16 protein-coding genes are annotated in these 15,456 nt (G+C 71.1%); 3 read left to right on the forward strand and 13 right to left on the reverse strand.

Annotated features, from left to right (window positions below):
• Nucleotides 1-40: 40 nt before the first annotated feature.
• The 8 genes from nuoF to HNR25_RS08605 form a co-directional block, all read right to left on the reverse strand.
• On the reverse strand, nucleotides 41-1,339 hold the full coding sequence (gene nuoF, locus HNR25_RS08570) for an NADH-quinone oxidoreductase subunit NuoF (RefSeq protein ID WP_184634141.1): 1,299 nt from the start codon (nucleotides 1,337-1,339) through the stop codon (nucleotides 41-43).
• Complete coding sequence (nuoE, locus tag HNR25_RS08575; protein ID WP_184634142.1) at nucleotides 1,336-2,040, reverse strand: NADH-quinone oxidoreductase subunit NuoE; 705 nt, start codon at nucleotides 2,038-2,040, stop codon at nucleotides 1,336-1,338. The genes nuoF and nuoE overlap by 4 nt, the downstream gene beginning before the upstream one ends.
• Nucleotides 2,037-3,338, reverse strand: a complete 1,302-nt coding sequence (locus HNR25_RS08580) for an NADH-quinone oxidoreductase subunit D (protein ID WP_184634143.1) — start codon at nucleotides 3,336-3,338, stop codon at nucleotides 2,037-2,039. The genes nuoE and HNR25_RS08580 overlap by 4 nt, the downstream gene beginning before the upstream one ends.
• Nucleotides 3,335-4,108 carry an NADH-quinone oxidoreductase subunit C gene (locus HNR25_RS08585; protein WP_184634144.1) on the reverse strand — a complete coding sequence of 258 codons (774 nt, stop codon included), beginning with the start codon at nucleotides 4,106-4,108 and terminating at the stop codon, nucleotides 3,335-3,337. Before HNR25_RS08585 ends, HNR25_RS08580 begins: the two co-directional genes overlap by 4 nt.
• Complete coding sequence (locus HNR25_RS08590) at nucleotides 4,105-4,665, reverse strand: NuoB/complex I 20 kDa subunit family protein (RefSeq protein WP_184634145.1); 561 nt, start codon at nucleotides 4,663-4,665, stop codon at nucleotides 4,105-4,107. The genes HNR25_RS08585 and HNR25_RS08590 overlap by 4 nt, the downstream gene beginning before the upstream one ends.
• Nucleotides 4,666-4,752: 87 nt before the next feature.
• Nucleotides 4,753-5,112, reverse strand: coding sequence for an NADH-quinone oxidoreductase subunit A (locus HNR25_RS08595; RefSeq protein WP_184634146.1), 360 nt, complete (start codon nucleotides 5,110-5,112; stop codon nucleotides 4,753-4,755).
• 152 nt (nucleotides 5,113-5,264) lie between these two features.
• Nucleotides 5,265-6,569 carry a geranylgeranyl reductase family protein gene (locus HNR25_RS08600; protein ID WP_312862419.1) on the reverse strand — a complete coding sequence of 435 codons (1,305 nt, stop codon included), beginning with the start codon at nucleotides 6,567-6,569 and terminating at the stop codon, nucleotides 5,265-5,267.
• Nucleotides 6,570-7,209: 640 nt separating this feature from the next.
• Nucleotides 7,210-7,920, reverse strand: a complete 711-nt coding sequence (locus HNR25_RS08605) for a demethylmenaquinone methyltransferase (protein WP_184634148.1) — start codon at nucleotides 7,918-7,920, stop codon at nucleotides 7,210-7,212.
• A gap of 233 nt (nucleotides 7,921-8,153) precedes the next feature.
• Here HNR25_RS08605 and HNR25_RS08610 point away from each other — a divergent pair, with 233 nt between their 5' ends.
• Nucleotides 8,154-9,479, forward strand: coding sequence for a hypothetical protein (locus tag HNR25_RS08610; protein WP_376767541.1), 1,326 nt, complete (start codon nucleotides 8,154-8,156; stop codon nucleotides 9,477-9,479).
• Between the two features lie 21 nt (nucleotides 9,480-9,500).
• Here the strand turns inward: HNR25_RS08610 and HNR25_RS08615 are convergent, their stop codons facing one another.
• Nucleotides 9,501-9,932, reverse strand: a complete 432-nt coding sequence (locus HNR25_RS08615) for a DUF4229 domain-containing protein (RefSeq protein WP_184634149.1) — start codon at nucleotides 9,930-9,932, stop codon at nucleotides 9,501-9,503.
• 376 nt (nucleotides 9,933-10,308) lie between these two features.
• Between HNR25_RS08615 and HNR25_RS08620 the strand changes: the two genes are divergently transcribed.
• Together HNR25_RS08620 and HNR25_RS08625 are read left to right on the forward strand one after the other, a co-directional pair.
• The gene (locus HNR25_RS08620) at nucleotides 10,309-10,509 is read left to right on the forward strand and encodes a BldC family transcriptional regulator (protein WP_040275033.1); all 201 of its coding nucleotides are present in this window, start codon (nucleotides 10,309-10,311) and stop codon (nucleotides 10,507-10,509) included.
• 126 nt (nucleotides 10,510-10,635) lie between these two features.
• Nucleotides 10,636-10,986, forward strand: a complete 351-nt coding sequence (locus HNR25_RS08625) for a PLD nuclease N-terminal domain-containing protein (protein WP_184634150.1) — start codon at nucleotides 10,636-10,638, stop codon at nucleotides 10,984-10,986.
• Between the two features lie 151 nt (nucleotides 10,987-11,137).
• Here HNR25_RS08625 and ccsB read toward each other — a convergent pair whose 3' ends face one another.
• The 4 genes from ccsB to HNR25_RS08645 form a co-directional block, all read right to left on the reverse strand.
• On the reverse strand, nucleotides 11,138-12,211 hold the full coding sequence (gene ccsB, locus HNR25_RS08630; RefSeq protein ID WP_184639008.1) for a c-type cytochrome biogenesis protein CcsB: 1,074 nt from the start codon (nucleotides 12,209-12,211) through the stop codon (nucleotides 11,138-11,140).
• 12 nt (nucleotides 12,212-12,223) lie between these two features.
• Nucleotides 12,224-13,762 carry a cytochrome c biogenesis protein ResB gene (gene resB / locus HNR25_RS08635; RefSeq protein WP_184639010.1) on the reverse strand — a complete coding sequence of 513 codons (1,539 nt, stop codon included), beginning with the start codon at nucleotides 13,760-13,762 and terminating at the stop codon, nucleotides 12,224-12,226.
• An 86-nt stretch (nucleotides 13,763-13,848) separates the two neighbouring features.
• On the reverse strand, nucleotides 13,849-14,697 hold the full coding sequence (locus HNR25_RS08640; protein ID WP_184634151.1) for a cytochrome c biogenesis CcdA family protein: 849 nt from the start codon (nucleotides 14,695-14,697) through the stop codon (nucleotides 13,849-13,851).
• Nucleotides 14,694-15,359: a TlpA family protein disulfide reductase gene (locus tag HNR25_RS08645; RefSeq protein ID WP_184634152.1), complete on the reverse strand. Its 666-nt coding sequence runs from the start codon at nucleotides 15,357-15,359 to the stop codon at nucleotides 14,694-14,696. Before HNR25_RS08645 ends, HNR25_RS08640 begins: the two co-directional genes overlap by 4 nt.
• Nucleotides 15,360-15,456 lie beyond the last annotated feature (97 nt).

The raw sequence follows: 15,456 nt of genomic DNA on the forward strand, positions 1-15,456 counted from the left end.
CCTGCTGCCGCCGGCGGAGCGGCCGTGCCGGTCGTGCGGATCATGCCGTGCCTCCCCACGCCGTCGCCTTGCGGTGGTCGAACGGGCAGCCGCCCCGGGTGACGTGGTCGATGTACTCCTGGCGGAAGTGCTTGATCGAACTCATGACCGGGCTCGCGGCGCCGTCGCCGAGCGCGCAGAAGGCGCGGCCCAGCAGGTTGTCGCAGATGTCCAGCAGCTTCTCCAGGTCGGCTTCGGTGCCTTCGCCGTGTTCGAGGCGGTCCAGCACCTGCACCATCCAGTAGTTGCCTTCGCGGCACGGCGTGCACTTGCCGCAGGACTCGTGGGCGTAGAACTCGATCCAGCGGCCGACGGCGTGCACGACGCAGGTGGTCTCGTCGAAGATCTGCAGCGCGCGGGTGCCCAGCATGGATCCGGCGGCGCCCACGGACTCGAAGTCCAGCGGCGTGTCGAGGTGCTCGTCGGTGAAGATCGGGGTGGAGGACCCGCCGGGGGTCCAGAACTTCAGGCTGTGGCCCCGGCGCACGCCGCCGGCCATGTCCAGCAGTTCGCGCAGCGTGACGCCCAGCGGGGCTTCGTACTGCCCGGGCCGCTCGACGTGGCCCGACAGCGAGAAGAAGCCGAACCCGGCGGACTTCTCGGTGCCCATCGAGGTGAACCATTCGGCGCCGTTGCGCACGATCGGGGGCACGCTGGCGATGGACTCGACGTTGTTGACGACCGTGGGCGAGGCGTAGAGCCCGGCGACGGCGGGGAACGGCGGTTTGAGGCGGGGCTGCCCGCGGTAGCCCTCCAGCGAGTCCAGCAGCGCCGTCTCTTCGCCGCAGATGTAGGCGCCGGCGCCGGAGTGGACGACGACGTCCAGGTCGAATCCGCTGCCGAGGACGTCGGGGCCGATCAGGTTGGCTTCACGGGCCTCGTCGACGGCCTGCTTGAGGCGGCGGATGACGTGCAGGACCTCGCCGCGCACGTAGATGAAGGCCTGGTGGCTGCGGATGGCGTAGGCCGCTACGGCCACCCCCTCGATGAGGGCGTGCGGGTTCGCCAGCATCAGCGGAACGTCTTTGCAGGTTCCGGGCTCGGACTCGTCGGCGTTGACGACGAGGTAGCGCGGCTTGGGGTTGTCCTTGGGCAGGAAGCTCCACTTCATGCCGGCGGGGAACCCGGCGCCGCCGCGGCCGCGCAGTCCGGCGGTTTTGACCAGGTCCACGATCGCGTCGGGTTCCATGGTCAGCGCGGTGCGCAGCGCCTCGTAGCCGCCCCCGTCGCGGTAGCCCGCCAGGGTGAAGGAGTCCGGGCGGTCCCAGTTGTCCGACAGGACCGGGGTCAGGGTGGTCACTGGTCGCTCCCTTCGTCGCCGGTGCCGTCGACGGTCGCGCCGCGCTCCGGGGCGGTCCAGCCGCGCTCGCGCGCCAGGCGCAGGCCCTGCAGGGAGGGCTCGCCCGCCTGGGTGCCTTCGCCGCCGCGGTCGTCGGAGAACCCCGCGAGGATGCGGCCGGCCTCCTTGAAGGTGCACAACCGCTCGGGGCCGCGGGTGGGGCGCACGTCCTCGCCCGTCCGCAGGTCGTCGACGAGTCGTTTGGCCGACTCGGGAGTCTGGTTGTCGAAGAACTCCCAGTTGACCATCACGACCGGCGCGAAGTCGCAGGCGGCGTTGCACTCGACGTGCTCGACGGAGACCCGGCCGTCCTCGGTCGCCTCGTCGTCGCCCACGCCGAGGTGCTCCTTGAGGCCGGCCAGGATCTCGTCGCCGCCCATGACCGCGCACAGGGTGTTGGTGCACACTCCGACGTGGTAGTCGCCGACGGGACGGCGCTTGTACATGGTGTAGAAGGTCACCACGGCGGTGACCTCGGCCTTGGTCAGGCCCAGTCGCTCGGCGCAGAACCCGATGCCGGCCTGGGAGACGTAGCCCTCCTCGGCCTGCACCAGGTGCAGAAGCGGCAGCAGGGCCGAGCGCTCGTGCGGATAGCGGGCGATGACGTCCTTGGCGTCGACGTCCAGCCGCGCGCGGACGTCCTCGCTGAAGGTGCTGCTCACCTGTCCACCCCTCCCATCACGGGGTCGATACTGGCCACCGCGGCGATCACGTCGGCCACGGAACCGCCTTCGCACATGGCCGCGACCGACTGCAGGTGCGTGAACGAAGGGTCGCGGAAGTGCACGCGGTAGGGGCGGGTGCCGCCGTCGCTGACGGCGTGGCAGCCCAGTTCGCCCTTGGCGCCCTCCACCGCGGCGTAGGCCTGGCCGGCCGGCACCCGGAATCCCTCGGTCACCAGCTTGAAGTGGTGGATGAGCGCCTCCATGGAGCCGCCCATGATGTGGGCGATGTGCTCGGACGAGTTGCCCAGGCCGTCGCCGCCCAGCTCCAGGCGGGCGGGCCAGCCGATCTTGGCGTCGTCGACCATGATCGGGCCGGGGCGCAGCCGGTCCAGGCACTGTTCGACGATGCGCAGGCTCTGCTCCAGTTCGGCCATGCGCACCCGGTAGCGGGCGTAGACGTCGCCGCCGTCGGAGACGGGAATGTCGAATTCGTAGTTCTCGTAGCCGCAGTAGGGCTTGGCCTTGCGCAGATCCCAGGCCAGACCCGAGGCCCGCAGCATGGGACCGGTGGAACCCAGCGCCATGCACCCGGCCAGATCCATGTGCGCAACGTCGCGGGTGCGCGCCAGGTACATGGGGCTGGCGTCCAGGAGCTTGCGCATGGTGGTGATGCGTTTGGGCATCTCCGTGAGCAGCTCGCGGATCCGGTCCACCGCGCCGTCGGGCAGGTCCTGGGAGACGCCGCCGGGGCGGATGTAGGCGTGGTTCATCCGCAGGCCGGTGATGAGCTCGAAGATGTCGAGCACCATCTCGCGCTCACGGAAGCCGTTGGTCATGACGGTGGTGGCGCCCAGCTCCATGCCGAACGTCGCCATCGCCACGAAGTGCGAGGACATCCGGTTGAGCTCCATCATGAGCACCCGGATGACGTTGGCGCGCTCGGGGATGCGGTCGGTGATGTCCAGCAGCCGCTCGACCGCCAGGCAGTAGGCCGTCTCGTTGAAGATCGGCGTGAGGTAGTCCATGCGGGTCACGAACGTGGTGCCCTGCGTCCACGTCCGGAACTCCATGTTCTTCTCGATGCCGGTGTGCAGGTAGCCGATGCCGACCCGCGCCTCGGTGCACGTCTCGCCGTCGAGGGTGAGGATGAGCCGCAGCACTCCGTGGGTGGAGGGGTGCTGGGGGCCCATGTTGATCACGAGGCGTTCGGCACCGCTGCTCTGCGCCTTGGCGACGACTTCTTCCCAGTCGCCGCCAGAGGCGTCGATGTAGTCCTCGGTGACGTTCGTCGTCATTGGTATGACCTCCGCTCGTCCGGCGGCGGGATAGTGGCACCGCGGTATTCGACCGGGATCCCGCCGAGCGGGTAGTCCTTGCGCTGCGGGTGGCCGTGCCAGTCGTCGGGCATTTCGATGCGGGTCAGCGACGGGTGCCCGTCGAAGACGATCCCGAAGAAGTCCCAGGCCTCGCGTTCGTGCCAGTCGTTGGTGGGATAGACCCCGACGATCGAAGGGACGTGCGGGTCGCTGTCGGGGCAGGCCGTCTCGATCCGGATCTCGTAGTTGTGCGTGAGCGAGCGCAAGTGGTTGACGGCGTGCAACTCGTGACCGGTGTCGTCGGGGTAGTGCACGCCGCTGACCCCGGTGCACAGCTCGAAGCGCAGGTCGGGGTCGTCGCGCAGCAGGCGGGCGACCTCGCGCAGGTGCTCGCGGTGCACGTGGAACGTGATCTCGCCGCGGTCGACCAGCACCCGCTCGATCGCCTGCACGCCGGGGGCGCCTTCGCTCCGGAGCGCGCGCTCCAGGGCGTCGGCGATCGCGTCGAACGAGGCGGTGCGGGGGTCGTCGGGGTCGGTGAAGGGCCGCTCCGACGCTTGCGGCGGTGTCGTACGCACCAGCAGCCGACCGTAGCCGGACGTGTCTCCGGTGGTCTTGGCGCCGAACATGCCGGTCCGGGCGACCGGGGCGGCAAGCCGCTCTTCGCCGGCGCGGGCCGGGAGGTTCTCCTCCTGCCCGGGCTGCTCGCCGCCGTGGTCGGGGCCGTTCCCGTTGGCGTTGGCACTCACCGGCTCGACACCTCGCTCACGTCCACGAGCGGGAGCTCGCGGCGCAGCCGGCGCTCCTCCTCTTCCTCGATCTCGCGCTTGCGGTGCGCGCCGAGCTTCTCGTTCTGCACCTTGTCGTGCAGCTTGAGCACCGCGTCGAAGAACATCTCCGGACGCGGCGGGCAGCCGGGCAGGTACATGTCCACCGGGACGATGTGGTCGACGCCCTGCACGATCGCGTAGTTGTTGAACATGCCGCCGCTGGAGGCGCAGACGCCCATGGCGATGACCCACTTGGGCTCGGGCATCTGGTCGTAGATCTGGCGCAGGACGGGGGCCATCTTCTGGCTGACCCGGCCGGCCACGACCATCAGGTCGGCCTGGCGCGGCGTGGCCCCGAACTTCTCCATCCCGTACCTGGCGACGTCGTAGTGCGGTCCGCCCGCCGACATCATCTCGATGGCGCAGCAGGCCAGTCCGAACGTGGCCGGCCACATCGAGCTCTTGCGCATCAGACCGGCGGCCTGCTCGACCGTCGTCAGCATGATGCCGCTCGGCAGCTTCTCCTCAATCCCCATCCGGCGAACCCCCTTTCCCGTGCGTGGTCTGGTGCCTGGTCCGTCGTCGATCGCTCGCCCGGTGTCCGCACGGGCCCATCCCGGCGCTCACTCCCACTCCAGTCCGCCGCGGCGCCATTCGTAGGCGTAGGCGATGGACACGTTCACCAGGAACAGCACCATCGCGATCAGCCCGAAGACGCCGAGTTCGTCGAAGTGCACCGCCCACGGGTAGAGAAAGATGATCTCGATGTCGAAGACGATGAACAGCATCGCGGTGAGGTAGTACTTGATCGTGAACCGCCCGCCGCCGGCCGGCTGGGGAGTGGGCTCGATGCCGCACTCGTAGGACTGCAACTTGGCGCGGTTGTAGCGCTTGGGCCCGGCGATGGACCCCACGACCATCGAGACCGCGACGAACGCGGCGCCGATGCCGGCGAGAACGAAGACGGGTGCGTACAGCTCCATGGCTAGGCGTTCCCCTCAGTGCCGGTCGGGCGTGTGCGCGCCGGCGCCCGGCGGGCGGGCGCGGCCGCTGCACGCGCGCTTGTGAATGTGTTCACGTGCCAGTGCGGGCGGTGGTGCGGTCGAACGGTGTTCATGTTTCTGCCCTTTCGCCCTCAGGCCTTCGGCGCCATCTTGGACAGGCCGTTGATCACCCGGTCCATGGCGTCGCCGCGGCTGGGCTCGGTGAGGTTCGCGAGCATCTTCAGCGCGAACTGCATCAGGGTGCGCTGCGGCAATCCGTACTTGGTCGCGTACTTCATCAGGTCCGGATTGCCGATCATCTGCACGAAGGCGCGGCCCAGCGTGTAGTAGCCGCCGTAGGCCTCGGAGAGGATGCGCGGATAGCTCAGCAGGGTGCGCTCCCGGGACTGCGGGGTGGGGCGGGCGTGGGCCTGGGCGATGACGTCGGCGGCGATGTGGCCGGCCTCCATCGCGTAGGCGATGCCCTCACCGTTGAACGGGTTGATCATGCCGCCGGCGTCGCCGACGAGCAGCAGCCCGCGCGTGTAGTGGGGGACGCGGTTGAACCCCATGGGCAGCGCGGAGCCGCGGATCTTGCCCTGCTGGTTCTCCTCGGTGAAACCCCATTCGGTGGGCATGCTCTCGGTCCAGCGGCGCAGCAGCGCGCGGTAGTCGACCCCTTGGAAGGAGGAGGTCGAGTTGAGGATGCCCAGCCCGACGTTGCTGGTGCCGTCGCCGACGCCGAACACCCAGCCGTAGCCCGGCAGCAGGACGTCGCGGCCCTGGCTCTTGTCCCACAGCTCCAGCCACGACTCCAGGTAGTCGTCGTCGTGGCGCGGGCTGGTGAAGTAGGTGCGTACGGCCACGCCCATGGGGCGGTCGTCGCGTTTGCGGATGCCCATGCCCACCGACAGCCGCGAGGAGTTGCCGTCCGCGGCGACCACCAGGGGTGCGCGGTAGGTGACGGGCTCGCGGTCGGAGTCGGTGGCGGTGACACCGACGACGCGGTTGCTGCGGGGGTCGATGACGGGCCCGGTGACGTTGGTCCGCTCCAGCATCCGGGCTCCGGCGGAGACGGCGCGCTGAGCCAGGATCCAATCGAAGTCCTCGCGCGTGCGCACGAGGCCGAACCCGGGGTATTCCGCCAGGTCGGGCCAGGGAAGTTCGATCCGCACGCCGCCGCCGACGATGCGCAGCCCGTGGTTTCGGATCCAGCCCTTGTCGTCCAGGGAGACCCCCATTGCCGTGAGCTGTTTCACAGCGCGGGGCGTCAGGCCGTCCCCGCAGACCTTTTCGCGGGGGAATGCGGTCTTCTCCAGCAGCAGGACGTCGAGTCCGGCCTGCGCCAGGTAGTAGGCGGCCGTGGATCCCGACGGGCCTGCGCCGACGACGATGACGTCGGCCTCGGCCTCCGGGCGGCTCCGACCGGACTGGGGGGCGGGTGCTGTCTCGCTCACGCGTTGGTCCTTGGCATGCATGGCGCTGTAGCGCCTCGGGGGTGCGCCGTACGGCACTTGCAGCTGACTTGTGGCTGGTCAGGAGTGTTAATTACGACTCCCAGGCTTGTGAAGGTCTTCACAAACCCGTGGGATCCAAAGTCTAGACCTTTACCGCTGCCGGGGCGACCCCCAGGACCCATTCATCTTGTTTTGCCGCTTTCGGCGACAAACCAGACACCGACCCGCCATTCAAGTAAAGCAAGGCAAACCTAATTGCTACCGGAATTCGGCGTGTTCATTCCCCGCCGTGCGGTGAGCAGGCGCCGGGGGCCGCTCGCGACCGAACGTGTATGCGCGCCGAGAGTGGCCCCAGGAACGCCCTCGGCGAAGTGGTCGGTGCCGGTGTGAAGAACCTCGACGATCGGAACTCCATCCGGGACCGCCAACCCCTCGGCCTCGCTGCGGCTGGGCATGCGCCCGCCGATCCTGACGCGGCCAACCGGCCGAGCTGTCCCGCATCGCCTCCACGCCGACCACCGCTCAGCCCGCGCGATCAACCGCCCGTTCGGCGACGGCCGGGCCTCGGCCCGCGTCGCCGACCTCGCCGAGTTGATCGCCGCCACCGCGGCCCGGCCAGGCACAAGCGCGCCCGCGCACCTCAGCTCCTGCGGTACCCCCGGTGCAGCGCGACCACGCCGAAGCTGAGGTTGCGCCAGGCCACCGACTCCCAGCCGGCGGCGATCAGTCGCCGGGCCAGCGCCCGCTGGTCGGGCCAGTCCATGATCGACTCGGAGAGGTACTCGTAAGGTTCGGTCTTGTCGGTGACCAGCCGCGCGACCCGGGGCAGCGCGCCCATCAGATAGGTGCCGTAGAGGCGGTCCAGCGCGCCGACGGGGATATGGCTGAACTCGCAGATCACCAGGCGGCCGCCCACCTTGGTCACCCGGTGCAGCTCCTGCAGGGCCTGGTCGGAGTCGTTGGTGTTGCGCAGTCCGAACGACACGGTCACGGCGTCGAAGGTCTGGTCGGCGAACGGCAGGGCCAGCGCGTCGCCGGCCGCGAAGGTGACCCCCGCGCGTGAAGCGCCGCCGCGGCGGCGGGCGCCCACCTGCAGCATCCCCTGGGAGAAGTCGCAGGCGATGACGCGCGCGCCCTTTCCGGTGAACGACTCCGAGGACGTTCCGGTGCCCGCGGCCAGGTCGAGGACGAGCTCGCCGCTGTAGGCGTCGACGGCCTGCACGGTGGCGCGCCGCCAGAGGCGGTCCTGGCCCAGGGAGATGACGTCGTTGACGAGGTCGTAGCGGTCGGCGATGCCGTCGAACATGCTCGCGACGTCGGCGGGCCGCTTGTCGAGCTCAGCGCGGGTCATGGAACCACTCTAGGGCGCAGGGCGGAGTGCGCGGGCACGCGTCGCGGCACGCGGCCGCCGCGAACCGCCGATGAATCACACTGAGTGACGATAGGATGACTTTTCGTGTCGATCGGTCGATGCGCCGGTCCCCGCGGCGCGTCCGCAGGCATACGCGGACCGCCGCAACTCCCGCGTCCGCAGCCGCACCTGGAGGCAGTTCCGTGTCCACCGACCGCCGTAGCGGCGGGGCCGTGCCGCGCCGCCCGCTCCCCTTCGCCCGCCGCCGACGGCCCCGCACCGCGTTGAGCGCCGCGCTGGCGGCGGCCGCGCTCGCCGCACCGGCGGTTCTGGCCCAGCCCGCGGCCTGGGCGGCGGACGTGCGCCACGCCCAGGTCGTCGACGATCGTCCGGCCGCCTCGACGCCGCACGTGCTCGACGGCCGGGTGAAGGCCGTCGTGCCGGTGGGCGACGTGGTCGTGGTGGCCGGCCGGTTCGACCGGGTCGCCCCACCCGGCCGCGACGCGACCGTCGAACGGCACAACGTCTTCGCCTTCGACCGCGGCACCGGCCGGATCAGCGACGGCTTCGCACCCGAGGTCGACGGCACCGTCACCAGCGCGGTCCCGGGCCCGCGCGGCGGCACCGTGCACATCGCGGGCCACTTCGACCGGGTCGGGGGCGCGGACCTGCCCGGCGTCGCGCTGCTGTCCGTTCGCGACGGCGACCCGGTCGCCTCGTTCGACGCCGGGGTGGAAGGGGGCTCGGTCTACCGGGCCGACGCCTACGGCAACCACCTCTACCTCGGCGGCAGCTTCGACAGCGTCGGCGGGGTCCGGCGCGGCGGGCTGGCCCGTGTCGACGCCCGGACCGGCGCGCCCGACCCCGGCTTCGACGTCTCCCCCGCCGAGGCCCGGCGCGGCGGCCTGCGGGTGCAGGAGCTGGCCGTCTCCCCCCGCGGCGACCGCCTGGTGGTCGCGGGAACCTTCACCCGGATCGAGGACCGGCGCCGCTACCAGATCGCGGTGATCGACACCGCCGCACGGCCCGCCGCGCCGGCCGACTGGTCGACCGAGTCCTACGCGGCCCCGTGCGACTACGGCGCCATCCACACCTACATGCGCGGGATCGACTTCGCTCCGGACGGCTCCTACTTCACGGTGGTCACCGCGGGCGGGCCCAAGGCCGAGCCCGGGCTGTGCAAAACCGCGGCCCGGTGGGAGACCTATGCCGGCGCGGACGCCGAACCGACCTGGGTCAACCACACCGGCGGCGACTCGCTGTACGCGGTCGAGGCCACGGGCCCAGCGGTCTACGTCGGCGGCCACCAGCGCTGGATGGACAACCCCGAGGGCGATCACGACGCCGGCCCGGGCGCCGTGGAGCGCAGCGGGATCGCCGCGCTCGACCCGCGCACCGGGCGTGCGCTGGCCTGGAATCCGGGCCGTACGCGGGGCCACGGAGCGGAGGCGCTGACCTCCGCTCCCGAAGGGCTCTACGTCGGCAGCGACACCACCCGGCTGGCGGGAACCTACCGGGGGCGGCTGGGGCTGTTCCCGGTGCCGTCCGGCCGGCTCTGACGGGGAACCGTCCCGGGAGGGTCAGCGTGCCTCTTCGGGGGTGCCGGAGCGGGGCCCGTCCCCGCTCCCGCCCTCGCCCGAGGGCGACTCGGCCTGCGGCTCAGGCGGCCCGTCCGGTGCGTCCGGTGCGGCTCGGCCGTCCTGCCCTGCCTGTCCGGCCGCATCCTGCGGGGCGGCGCCGGCGTCGGGGGCGGCGAACGGCCGGGCGTCGTCCTCCTTGGCCGCACCGGCCTCCAGGCGCGCCCGCACTCCCCTCATCCGGGCCATGCCGCCGGCGACCGACGCCGACATCGCGTCGCGCCGGGCGGACAGCAGCACGTAGCTCAGCAGGCCGCTGACCATCACCGCGATCGCTGCGGCGAGCAGGCCCCGGGCGCCCAGCAGATAGAGCACGGCGAAGGCCACCGCGAAGAGCAGCAGGCGCGCCGCGGTATAAGCGAGGACGCTACGCATGAAAACCGCCTCACAACGGATCATTCGGCAATAGGTTGAGGGGTGGGAGGAGCAGCCGGGGTCGCCCGGCACCCGGGACCGGCGTGCGCGCAGGCACGCGGTCGGCTCGGCTCCAGGGTACGGGCCGGGTTCCGGCCCGGGACCGCACCCCCGGTGCGTCGGCGCTGCGGGTGCCCGGCTGCGAAGCGAGCCCCGTACCGGGGGCGGCTGGATGCGGACTCCGAATCGGAGGTTACGTTCCGATCACATATCGGGTGCGCGCCCCCAGTTCATCTCTATTTTTACGAAAACTAGGGATGAAACACACCCACTCATGCACACTAGGGGATCAAACGCCCGCCGCCCCCAAGTCGACTGGCGGGCCCGAAGGGGGATTGTGAAGGTGGAAAGAGGAAGCGAACGCTTGCTGACCCCGGGAGAGGTTGCCTCCCTCTTCCGAGTCGACCCCAAGACGGTGACTCGGTGGGCCGCGTCCGGGCGGATCAGCAGCATCCGCACCCCCGGCGGCCACCGGCGCTTCCGGGAGTCCGAAGTCCGCGCCCTGCTGCACGGAGAGCCGACCGAGTCCACGCCCTAAAAACCCGCCACGAACGCCCGAAACCCGCAGCGTCGCCTCGGAGCCCTCTGGCGGTCCCGCTCCCGCCGGGGACCGGCTCCCCCGACAGACGGCGCGCATATAGGCCATCCCGGATAGGCTGAAACCATGGTGTGGCTCGCTGGCCTAATCTCGCTGCTTACGATCGCGGTCTGGGTGTACGCGTTCTTCGACGCACTCACCACTCCCGCTAGCGAAGTACGCAATCTGCCCAAGATCCTCTGGCTGATCGTCATCGCGCTCTTCACGCCGGTCGGCCCTCTGCTCTGGCTGTTCCTGGGCCGCCCCCGGGAAGCGGACGCTCCCGAGCCTGCGGCGCAATCCGCCGACAGCACATCGCTGGACCACCTCGATCCCGCGGACTTCAACCAGGCCTCCGACAGCGATCGTCCGCTCGGCCCCGACGACGACCCGGAGTTCCTGCGGAAACTGAACCGGCGCATCAACCCCGAGGACTGATCAGCCGGTCGGCACGGAGCGAGTGTGCGGCTGCGCCGGTCGGGGCGGTCCCGCACTCGCTCCGCCGGGGCCCGGAGCGGGCACCCCGACGTCCTGCCTCGCGGGCCGTCGGAGCCGGTCCGCGCCCGCAGGGGGCGCGGCCGGGACCGGTTCAGGCGTAGCTGTGCAGCCCGCTGAAGATGAAGTTCACGGCGAAGAAGTTGAACATCAGGCAGGTGAATCCGAGCAGCCCGATCCAGGTGGCCTTGGTGCCCCGCCAGCCCGCCGTAGCGCGCGCGTGCAGGTAGGCCGCGTAGACCACCCAGGTGATGAAGGACCACACCTCCTTGGGGTCCCACCCCCAGAACCGGCCCCACGCCTCGTCGGCCCATACGGCGCCAGCGATGATCGCGAACGTCCACAGCGGGAACGCCAGCACGATGAAGCGGTGCGAGACCCGGTCGAGCAGCTCGGAGTCGGGCAGTTTGGCGGCGACGCCCGCGACCTGCCGCCCCGCCGCGCGCTGGATCTCGGCGCGGCGCGCCATCAGATGGGCCGCTGCGGCCGCGCCCGCCACCATGAACCCGCCGGTGGCGATGATGGCCGCCGACACGTGGATCGCGATCCAGTAGGAGTGCAGCGCCGGGATCACCGGGCCCGCTTCGCTGTAGAGCCACCGCGCCGCGATCCCCAGTAGCAGCACGACCGGCACCAGGACGAACGTGCCCAGGAAACGGGCCTGGTAGCGCAGGGCGGCGAAGAGGAACGCGGCGACGCTGCACAAGCAGATCGCCACCACGAACTCGAACATGTTGCCCCAGGGCCAGCGGTCGGCGGCCAGGCCCCGGGTGGTGATCTGAGCGGCGTTGAGCAGGAAGCCCAGCACCGTCACCACCAGTGCGACGTTGCCCACCGCGTGCCGGGCGGCAGCGGCCTCGGGCTCCGCACGGCGCACGCTGACGGACAGGTCGTCGCCGCCTCCGGTCGCCTCGGCGGCATCCAGATCCAGGCTCCGTCCCCCCTGCGCCGCGCCTTCAGCCGGAGCCGCCGACGAATCCGCCGACGCGCCCGCCGATCCGACGGCGGCCGGCATGAGCCTGTTGGCGCGCAGCCCCCGGCGGCGCCCGTAGGCGGCCTCGACCGCGAAGAGGAACAGCGCGATCGCATAGGCCACGATCATCGCGATGATCAGTCCGTCGCTGATCGAGGACAGCGAACCGTCCGCGCTCATGTCAGCGGCGATCATGTGCACCACCGGCTACTCCTTCGTGCCTGTGTCGACGGCGGGTCCGTCCCGCAGTCGGTCTCTCAGCGAGGTGGCGAAACTGTGGAAGTCCGCGGTCAGCACCGCGTTCTCGGTCTTGCCCAGGCCGGCCACCTCGACGGCCGTGCGTCCGTCCCCGCGCCGCCGCGCCCGGACCCACACCCGGCGCGGCCGCACGAACAGTGTCGCCAGCAGACCCAGCACCGCCGTCGACGCCGCCAGCAGCGCGGGCACGCGGGAGGGGTCGCTGTTGACCTGCATGCTGATGTAGTCGCTGTAGCCGGTGAAGGTCAGCGTGCCCGCTCCGTCGGGCAGCTCCCAGGAGTCGCCGGGCCGCAGCTCCGGCGAGTCCCCCAGTTCGGTCATGTCGTCGGTGTGCAGCTGATACACCGACTGCGAACCCGTGTCCAGGCCCAAGTCGCCCCGGTAGCCGGTCAGCGTGACCACCGGGTCGCGCGGCGCCGGGAAGTCGGAGACGAGGCCGCCCTCGGGGCCTTCGGCGGCCGAGGGCAGGAAGACCCCGCTGAAACCCAGTTGCCGCCCGCCCGCGTCGGGGACCTTGATCACGCCGTCGGAGGTGAAGTTGCCTTCTTCGCGGGTGATGAAGGGAACCGGCTGGTCGAACACCGTGTCGCCGTCGGGGGTGTCCACCCGGAACCGGGGGGCGTAGCCGTGGCCGAGCAGGTAGACCTGCGCGCCGTCGACCGACAGCGGGTGGTTGACCTCCAGCGTGTGGTCGCGCTCGGGTGCCTCGGGCGACGCGCGGTAGGCCAGGTCGGCGGAGTAGGAGGCGGCCTGGCCGCTCATCCGCCCGTCCTCGACGAAGGACGCCTGGAAGTCCTCCAGGGTGAAGGAGAACGGCTGGAGGTCGTCCTGGTCGACCGCGGTTCCGGGGAAGTAGGAGTCGTAGGAGGTGACGGTGTTGGCGAAGCCGTCGCCCTCGACCACCAGCATGTTGCCGCGGTAGCCCAGGAAGGACCCGGTCGCCAGCGCGACCAGCAGTCCCAGCAGAGCCAGGTGGAACAGCACGTTGCCGGTCTCGCGCAAGTAGCCGGTCTCGGCCGACAGCGCCGCGGTACCGGTGTCGGCATCGGTCTCGGTACGGGTGCGGTGGCGCCGCAGCAGCGCGCGGGCGCCGGCGAGCACCCGGTCGGGCGGGGCGTCGGTGGTGAACTCCGCCGAATAGGGCATCCGGCCCAGATTGCGCGGGGTGCGCGGTGGCCGGGCCCGCATGGCGCGGTAGTGCGCCAGAGCGCGCGGCAGCACGCACCCGGTCAAGGACACGAACAGCAGCAGGTAGATCGCCGCGTACCAGGGCGACGAGTAGACGTCGAAGAGGTAGAGGCGGTCCAGCCAGGGAGCGAGGTCGGGATTGTCCGAGAAGTAGTTGCTCACCTGCTCGGTGCTGACTCCGCGCTGCGGCAGCATCGACCCCGGGATGGCCCCCACCGCCAGCAGGAACAGCAGGATCAGCGCCGTGCGCATCGAGGTCAGGGTGCGCCATGTCCAGCGCGCCCACCCCAGCGCGGACATCCGTCCGGGCGCGGGCGGCGCCGGGTCGGCGGGGCGGCCGTGCTCTCCGGCCCGGGCCTGTGTGTCGGTGCGTTCGGAAGCCACTGCTATATCACCGTCGAGTAGTCGCCCACCCACCGCTGCATGTACGCGGTGATGTCGGTCCACACCCCGGTGGCCAGGAGGAGTCCCACGACCACGAGCATCGCGCCGCCGGCCACGGTAATGGCGCGGTAGTGGCGCTTGAGGCGGTCGAAAGCGCCCAGCGCGCGCCGGTAGAGCAGGGACGCCGCGACGAACGGCAGGCCCAGCCCCAGGCAGTAGACCAGCGACAGGAGCGCGCCGCGCCCGGCGCTTCCCTCGCTGAAGGCCAAGGCCTGCACGGCCGCCAGGGTCGGTCCGATGCACGGGGTCCAGCCCAGGCCGAAGACCACGCCCAGCAGCGGCGCGCCGGCCAGGCCCGCTCCGGGGGTGCGGTGGATGCGGATTTCGCGGTTGAGTCCGGGCACCAGGCCCATGAACATCAGCCCGAGCACGACGGTCACCGCGCCCAGCACGCGGGTGATCGGCTCGGCGTAGTCGAGCAGGAGTCCGCCGATCCCGCCGACGAAGACGCCGACGGCGACGAACACCGCGCTGAATCCGGCGATGAACAGCAGGCTCCCGGCGAGCATGGTGCCGCGGCGGCGCGCCAGGACCGCGTCGACGGACTCGGCCGGCTCCGCCGGGCTCTCGGCCGGGCCCTCTGCGGCGCCGCGGTCCCGACCGCCGGCCGGTGCGGCCGCGCGGGCGCGGCGCCGGGCCGCCGCGTCGGCGCCGCCGAGCCCGGTGACATAGGAGAGGTAGCCGGGCACCAGCGGCAGTACGCACGGGGACACGAACGACACCAGGCCGGCCGCCAGTGCCAGCGGCACGGCCAGCAGCAGGGAACCGCTCTGGACGGTTTCGGCGATCATGCCGGACCCGCGTCGCCACCGGTGCCGGCTGTGCCCGCAGCCGAGCCGCCGTCCTCGGCGACGACGGTCTCGACCAGGCCGCTGAGCTCGTTGTAGCCGGTCTCGCCGATCACCCGTGCGGCGATGCGGCCCTGGCGGTCGAGGACCAGCGTGCTGGGGATCGCGGCGGGCGGCACGGTCTCGCGGAAGGCCTGGGGGACCCGGCCGGGCTGATCGAAGAGACTGGGGTACTCCACGCCCTGGTTCTCCTCGAAGGCCTCGGCCGCGGTGGTGTTGTCCTTGATGTTGACGCCGAGGAAGTCGACACCGGCGTCCTTGTTCTCGGCGTAGACCTCGTTGAGGACGGGGACTTCGGAACGGCACGGGCCGCACCAGCTCGCCCAGAAGTTCAGGACCAGGACGTCTCCGCGGTAGTCGGCCAGGCTGACGGACTCGCCGTCGAGCGTCTCGCCGCCGACCTCGGGGGCGCCGTCGCGCTCACCGGGCGCGAAGGCGGTGCTGGAGCCGTCGCCTTCGACGTAGCGGTTCTCCTGGCTGTCGCCGCCGTCGGCTCCCGAGGCTTGCGAGGCCGCCTGCTCGGCGCAGCCGGACACGGCGACCGCGACTGCGGCCACTGCCGCAGCGGCTGCCGGGAGGACCCGGACACGGCTCTTCCTGGGCATCGGCGGAACCTCAGTCGGGGTGGAGGCGGGGTGGCAGGTGCATCGACGACAAAGTGTAGTAGATGCTCCGGCGTCCCGACCGGCACCCCGGCCCCAG

The sequence above is a fragment of the Streptomonospora salina genome (genome assembly GCF_014204715.1).
Lineage (GTDB): Bacteria > Actinomycetota > Actinomycetes > Streptosporangiales > Streptosporangiaceae > Streptomonospora > Streptomonospora salina.